The organism is Paenibacillus polymyxa M1, assembly GCF_000237325.1.
Lineage (GTDB): Bacteria > Bacillota > Bacilli > Paenibacillales > Paenibacillaceae > Paenibacillus > Paenibacillus polymyxa_C.
In genome coordinates, this window is the sequence record NC_017542.1 from 80,575 (window position 1) to 87,597 (window position 7,023).

At 47.8% G+C, this 7,023-nt stretch carries 6 protein-coding genes; all 6 read left to right on the forward strand.

Translation table 11 applies throughout. The features are described from left to right. The first annotated feature begins 71 nt into the window (after positions 1-71). From fabI to PPM_RS00410, 6 genes are read left to right on the forward strand one after another with little or no spacing between them, the layout of a single operon-like run. Positions 72-842, forward strand: a complete 771-nt coding sequence (gene fabI / locus PPM_RS00385) for an enoyl-ACP reductase FabI (protein WP_013368713.1) — start codon at positions 72-74, stop codon at positions 840-842. Positions 843-854: 12 nt separating this feature from the next. Beyond that, a complete protein-coding gene (locus tag PPM_RS00390; RefSeq protein ID WP_013368714.1) occupies positions 855-2,315 on the forward strand; it encodes a class I adenylate-forming enzyme family protein in 1,461 nt (486 codons plus the stop codon). Between the two features lie 44 nt (positions 2,316-2,359). Next, the gene (locus PPM_RS00395) at positions 2,360-3,583 is read left to right on the forward strand and encodes an aldehyde dehydrogenase family protein (protein WP_013368715.1); all 1,224 of its coding nucleotides are present in this window, start codon (positions 2,360-2,362) and stop codon (positions 3,581-3,583) included. Continuing rightward, on the forward strand, positions 3,580-5,280 hold the full coding sequence (locus PPM_RS00400) for a thiamine pyrophosphate-binding protein (RefSeq protein WP_013368716.1): 1,701 nt from the start codon (positions 3,580-3,582) through the stop codon (positions 5,278-5,280). Before PPM_RS00395 ends, PPM_RS00400 begins: the two co-directional genes overlap by 4 nt. A gap of 20 nt (positions 5,281-5,300) precedes the next feature. Continuing rightward, positions 5,301-6,545, forward strand: a complete 1,245-nt coding sequence (fabF, locus tag PPM_RS00405; protein ID WP_013368717.1) for a beta-ketoacyl-ACP synthase II — start codon at positions 5,301-5,303, stop codon at positions 6,543-6,545. A 4-nt stretch (positions 6,546-6,549) separates the two neighbouring features. Beyond that, the gene (locus PPM_RS00410; protein ID WP_013368718.1) at positions 6,550-6,957 is read left to right on the forward strand and encodes a 3-hydroxyacyl-ACP dehydratase FabZ family protein; all 408 of its coding nucleotides are present in this window, start codon (positions 6,550-6,552) and stop codon (positions 6,955-6,957) included. Positions 6,958-7,023: the final 66 nt, after the last annotated feature.

Here is a 7,023-nt window from a genome sequence, read left to right on the forward strand (position 1 = left end):
GTCTATATATGTAGACAAACGCAATTAAGTTGTTATTATGTTTAAAAATGTAAAAAAGAAAGGTGGTTTCTGTGGCAGTACTACTGAGTGGAAAAAACATTTTGATTATGGGTGTAGCTAATAACAGGAGTATTGCCTGGGGGACAGCCCAATCTTTAGCTGCGGAAGGAGCAAATCTCATTTTTACTTACGAAAATGAGAGGGTTGCAGAACGGGTGCTAAAGCTCGCTGAAACCATTCCGGGTTCAATTGTCTGTCCTTGCAATGTACAGAGCGATGAAGAATTGGACGCGCTGACGGATTTTCTTAAGGAGAAGGTAGGCGTCTTACACGGATATTTCCACAGTGTTGCTTTTGCTAAGGCTGAGGATTTGGAGGGCTTGTTCGTCGACACTTCTCGCGAGGGATTCGCAATTGCTCAAGAAATCAGTGCCTATTCTCTGGCTGCCGTATCCCGTCGCGTATATCCGCTGATGACTGAGGGTGGGAGTATCGTCACCATGACGTATATCGGTGCAGAACGAGCCATCAAGAATTACAACATTATGGGTGTAGCAAAGGCTTCACTAGAAGCCAGCATGCGCTATCTGTCGAATGATCTGGGTACTTATGGCATTCGTGTAAATGCAATTTCGGCTGGTCCTATACGTACTTTGGCCGCCTATGGCATTAAAGATTTTAACACAATGCTAAAGCATATTGAAGAAACTACGCCCCTACGCAAGACGGTCGATACGTCCGAAGTCGGAGATACGGCGTTATTCCTATTTTCCCATTTATCGAGAGGCATTACGGGTGAAGTGATCCATGTAGATGCTGGATACCATATTACGGGGATGTAAGGAGGGAACGTTGTGCTTATTACGCATACGGATTGCCGTATTATCTCACCTGAAGGAATTATGAGCAGGGAGCGCCTGGAACGGGACGTGGCGATCTTCTCACGGATGTTGACTCTCAGAGGAATTCCTGAAGACGGTAGAGTGATTCTAAAAGCGGCCAATTCCTATTGGTTTGTTGTATCTCTGTTCTCCCTGTGTCATCTCGCAGTCTCGGTAACTGTGGTGGACGAGCAGACTGTAATTGATGAGGTGGCCCAAATCTATGATGAAGCGGGTGCCTGTTGCATCCTGACGGATTCCGATTTAGAACTTCCTCATGCTCTCGTTATTCTGATTCAAGATCTCATTCAAGAAGAAGCAGTACACCCGTATTGGGTGGGAGAGCCAAAGTCCGAAGCCCTCGACTTTAACAAGTGGTGCGAGAGATCTGATGCGCTCATTCTGTATTCTTCAGGTACGACGGGAAAACCCAAGGGAATCGTGAAAGCTGGTTCAGCTTTTATGGAGAATATCAGGCATTCTATACACGCTATGAACTACATACCGTCTGACCATATGCTCCCCGTGGTGCCTTTCTCTCATTTTTATGGAGTTTCACTTATCTTCTCCTGGTGGTTAACCTCATGTTCTCTCATCATCTGCAATCCAAAAAACCTCTGGAGCGTCATTGCAAGTATTACGAAAGACCGGGCGACGGTCGTAGACGCTAACCCCTCTGCTTTTTACACCTTGTTGCGTATGCTAAGCCGAAAACCCGAACAGCTGGAATTGATCAAGCAATCTCCAGTCCGCATGTGGTGCGTAGGCGGTTCTCCACTTACCCAAGACCTCGAAGAGAAATTTAACAACATATTTGGACAGCCCCTGCTGAATGGTTATGGCCTTTCTGAACTGGGCAACGTTACGCTGGGGACGCTGGATTGTCCGAAGGGTTGTGGCAAACCATTACCCGGTGTGGATTTGAAAATACTTGATTCTACAGGCAACCAGCAGGCAGACGGTATCGTAGGCGAAGTGTGGATACGAAGTGCCGGATGTATGGAAGGTTATCTGAATCGTCCAGACCTGACACAATCTGTTCTACAGGATGGCTGGTTCAAGACGGGAGATCTAGGCTATCTGGATGACGGAATGCTGTATGTTATTGGTCGCAGCGGTAAGACGGTCAATCGGATGGGCTACATGGTTTCTCCAGTCTATATCGAAGACCGAATTGGTTCGCTAGGTTACCGATCCTGCGTGATTACTTTGGAGGATGAGGCAAAAGGGACTTTGCTTGTTGCATTCATCGAAAGTGAATCCCCACAGGTCTTACCTGTGCTCCGCAAAGAGATGAATCGGGTGCTCCCTTCTTACATGTTTCCCGATCTTTTGCTTCCACTCGATCATTTTCCTTTAAATCGCAATGGAAAAGTAGATCGTCTGGAGATGGAGCGGACTGCTCTAGAGAAAGCTGCTTCTCGCAAAGCATAACAAGATATTTATCAAAATCGCATATAGGAAAGGGAGAATGTGCCATGAGTATAAATCCAGAACTGGCAGAAAACACGCTGTTTTTGAAAAGGCATGAATCTATTCTGAAATGCCTCAATTATTTGATTGAAAATCGGCAAGAAGTGATGGATATTCTCACGCAGTTTTCATCCTATCGGGCCGCCAATGCAGAAATTGACTCCACGATCCTCACACTTCAAGGTGCATTGCAAGAAGTGCAGACCCATCAGCCAAGCTGGCAACGATCTATGGCTGTATTCATGCCCTCCAACGTCATTTTGTACTCCTATGCATTATACCTCTTGATTCCATCCCTGTACGTTGAAAATATAGACTTTCGCCCTTCTTCTCACGTAAACGAGTACGTCAATATGCTGCATGAAAAGCTTCAGGCTGTACATGAATTACCCATCTATATTCGTAAAGTTAGCCAGAAGGTGTTCATGGAAAACTCCGTGATGCCGGCTGATATTGTGGTGTTTACCGGAAGCTACACCAATGCGGAGAAGATCAAAAAGCAGATCCGCAAAGATCAGCTCTACATTTTTTATGGGCAAGGGATCAATCCTTTCATCATTGGGCCAGATGCCGATCTGGAGCTGGCGGTTACTGATGTGATCCGCATGAGATTGTTCAACTCCGGACAGGACTGCCTGGGACCTGACATCATCCTGGTACATCAAGAGGTGAGCGAGCCATTCAAAAACTTGCTGATTCAACGGCTTGACGAACTCGTATTTGGAGCCAACAATGACCCGAATGCGAACTACTCCCCTATATTCTATAAAGACACGCTATATTCGGTTTCTGAATATTTTAATACAAACGATAAGTTTATTATTTATGGCGGCGGCATTGATTTCCGTACGAAAAAGATGGAGCCAACGGTTGTATATAGCGAATTGGATCAGAACTTGGAGATTATTGAGTATTTTTCACCAGTGTTCAATGTAGTTAGCTACCAAGACGACGAGCAATTGATCAAACGCATTTCCTCCAGTTATTTCAGCGAACGGGCAATGGGTTGCAGCTTATACGGGTCGGAGCATCTGACTGATGTTCTACGAAAGAAGCACACATTGACCATTAATCAAACACTTGAGGATGTGGATCAGGGCAATAAGCCTTTTGGTGGCTATGGCACGATGTCGAACTATATTTTTTATGATTATAAGCTCGTTTCGAAGCCGATCTTGATCTCGGAAATTGTCGCAGAATATTTGTCAGAAAAGAGGAGTTTGGTATGACCGCAAGTATATCCCCCTGGGATGCCATCATTGGCTACTTACAGTCGGCTGGGGTTCAGCACCTCTTTGGATTACCAAGTGACGATCTCAATATCGTAGCGTCACTCCCCTCATCCGGTATGGATTTTATTCTCTGCAAAGATCAGCGTAATGCTGTATTTATGTCCGCAGGCTATGCGCTCACAACTAACCAGATGTCCGTGTGTGTTGTGGGGAAAGGCCCTGCGCTTAGCAATACACTTACGGGGCTGCTGGAAGCCAAGAACCTGGGTGCCCCGCTACTGCTTTTGGCGCTTGGCACCGGAGGAGACAAGCTGGGTACCCGATCCTTTCAAGAAGCCGATCAAATCTCACTCGTGAAGCCACTCGTAAAATGGGCTTACCGTGTCGAGCATGTGGATCGGCTTGTATGGGCAATGGAGCGGGCTGCCTTTTTGACTATCAATGGAGCACCGGGACCTGTCTATATCGAACTACCCGAAAACCTGATGGACCAGCCTGTGCCCACAGAGCTTCAGTTTGCCCCGCCAGAAAAGCTGTCGTGCTCTCCATCACTTCGGGAGTTGGATGCGGCATGGAGCATTATTGAGACAGCCCGCAAGCCACTTATTCTAGTGGGAGGCGGAATGAAGTCAGGAACAGGTGATGCCATTGAGCGGTTCGCCAGCCAACATGGAGCAGCCTTGTTCGCGACTGCCTCGGGAAGAAGCGTAATTAATGAAGATCATGCACTTTTCTGTGGTGTTGCCGGGCTTTATACCGATCTGAGTCTGAGGCAAATCTGGAATGAATCTGATGTAGTTATTACCCTGGGCAGCCGATTGGAAGAAACGGCTACATTCGAGTGGGATATTTTGCTGCAGGATACGCCTTTGATTCAAGTCAATGTAGAGCTGGAGGATTTCGCTCACGAATTCAGGGGCATTAAGTTGCTTGGTGACGGATATGCGGCAGTGGAGCAATGGCTTGAACGACGCGGGCAAGAGCCTGATGAGGCATGGCTTGAAACGATCGGGAGATGCAAACAGAAGGCTTTTTCTCAGAGGGCTAATTATCTGGAAGAGCTGAAAAGGGCCCCCGGCATCCACGTTCCAGAGCTGTTGGACATGATTCAGGCAGAGTTCCCTGAAGACCTGGTGCTTTTACAAGAGAACGGATTGCAGGATATGTGGTCTTACTTTTATCCATATTTCCGTTTTGCCTCAGGCTCACTTTCGATTGTTCCCAGTGATCAAACGAGTCTCGGCTTCGGTGCGGCCGCTGCTCTGGGGGCAAGTGTGGCGACAGAACGCCCGGTAGTAGCGCTTGTAGGTGACGGTGCATTCAATCTATTTTGTTCAGATTTTATGACGGCGGTACAGTATCAAATACCAGTAATTTATCTTGTACTTAATAATGGCGGCTACGGTTGGCTGCAAAATCAGATGAATTATAAGCATATCTCAGGACAGGACTTCCCATTTGTTTCGGAGGCGGTCAAAACAGGTATCCAAATTCCCCAGTATGAGTTTGTCGAAAGTCTGGCGATCCGGAGCAAGGGGGAGGCTCGGGAACAGCTTCAGCTTGCTTGGCAAAAGTACAAGGAGAACAAGCTTGTGGTCGTCGAGGTATTTGCTGATCTTGCAGATGTGCATGAGAAAATTAGTCATGTATATGGCGACTTTCCTCTCTACGAGCAACAGGCTTCCAAGAATTAATTTCAGCGAAGGACGTGGGTATGGTGAGAAGACGTGTTGTAGTGACAGGACAGGGAGTCGTAACGCCGGTCGGGCTTCATCTTACAGATTTCTGGAATTCATTGCTGGAAGGAAAAAGTGGAATCGGACCTGTCACTGTTTTCGATACAGCAAATATACCAACAAAAATTGGTGCGCAGGTTACGGGCTTTGACCCGTTGGAGTATATGAGCAAAAAGGAAGCGCAAAAGGTTGCGCAGTTCACTCAATTTGCCTTGGCGGCTGCCCGCCAGGCAGTCGAGCAATCGAAGTTAGTCATTGATGAACGGAATGCAGGTCGTGTGGGTGTTATCGTCGGTTCTGGGGCAGGCGGTCTTGATGTCATAGAGGAGAACTACCGGAAACTAACAGAGCTGGGTCCTAAAAGGGTTTCGCCTTATTTTGTTTCCTCAATGATGATTAATTCTGCGCCTGGCGAAATCTCTATTGCTATTGGAGCAAAGGGACCCTCGTTTGCCGTAGTTACAGCTTGTGCTACAGGAAGCAATGCCATCGGCGAAGCATTACGTACGATCCAGTATGGCACGGCTGATGTCGTAGTAGCTGGAGGAGCAGAGGCCAACTTTAGTCAGCTTGATTTGGCATCTTTTGCGAATATTCACGCTCTCTCCAGACGTAATGAAGAGCCACAGAAGGCCAGTCGCCCGTTTGATACGGATCGCGATGGCTTTGTCATCGGTGGAGGAGCAGGGGTTCTAGTGTTGGAGGAGTTGGAACATGCCTTGAACCGGGGGGCCACCATTTTGGCTGAAGTGGCGGGTTACGGATGCACAACAGATGCATATCATATCACGGCTCCAGATCCCTCAGGCTCCGGCCCGGCAGAAGCGATTAATATAGCACTGCAAGATGGCGGCTTGACACCGCAGGAGATTGACTATGTCAATGCCCACGGTACGAGTACGCCGTTTAATGACCGAATGGAGATTAACGCTATTCAAAAAGTATTTGGAGAGCATGCTCCCCGTTTGGCGATATCGTCTATTAAATCCATGACAGGCCATTTAATGGGCGGTGCAGGGGCAGTCGAATTAATTGCAACGGTACAGAGTATGATCCACAGCAAAGTACCACCGACACTCAATTGCGACAATCCCGAAGCCCCTGAACTGAATTTTGTACCGCATGTATATCAGGAACGTGAAGTCCGTGCGGCGATTAGTAACTCTTTTGGCTTTGGAGGGCACAACGTTTGTCTTGCCGTTCGTAAGTGGGAGGGGGTATAAGCCTGTGAGCGAAGAGCTAATCCGTATTGAGGATGTGCTTCCGCACAGGTACCCATTTCTTCTGCTCGATGGCGTGACCGGGTACGAAACGTCGCAATGGGCGAAGGGGTACAAGCTTGTTACCCGGAGTGAGTGGTTTATTACAGAGGCTAATCCATACATGCCTCCTATGCTGATCGTGGAGTCGCTTGCACAATTAGCGGCATTCGCTGCGATTGACAAAAGGGGTATTTCATATCTGACCAACCTCAATGGCGTTCGTTTCCATAGCTTCGCGAAGCCTGGGGACCGAATTGACCTCTATTTTGAAGTGGTCAAGCGTCGGCGTGGTTATATTCTCGGAAGTGGTCGGGCTACCGTAGGCGATCGACTGGTGGCTGAGGCGGAGGAAATTGTTTCACTTGATCAATGACGGAGTGGAAGCGCGCGTTAAACTGTCTTTTTGTCCTCCTGACTGCCAAGGTGCAGCGGGAGGATT

Coding starts and splice junctions, on each gene's coding strand:
- PPM_RS00395 (WP_013368715.1), top strand. CDS start 2,360: ATGAGTATAAATCCAGAACTGGCAGAAAACACGCTGTTTTTGAAAAGG.
- PPM_RS00400 (WP_013368716.1), top strand. CDS start 3,580: ATGACCGCAAGTATATCCCCCTGGGATGCCATCATTGGCTACTTACAG.
- fabF (WP_013368717.1), top strand. CDS start 5,301: ATGGTGAGAAGACGTGTTGTAGTGACAGGACAGGGAGTCGTAACGCCG.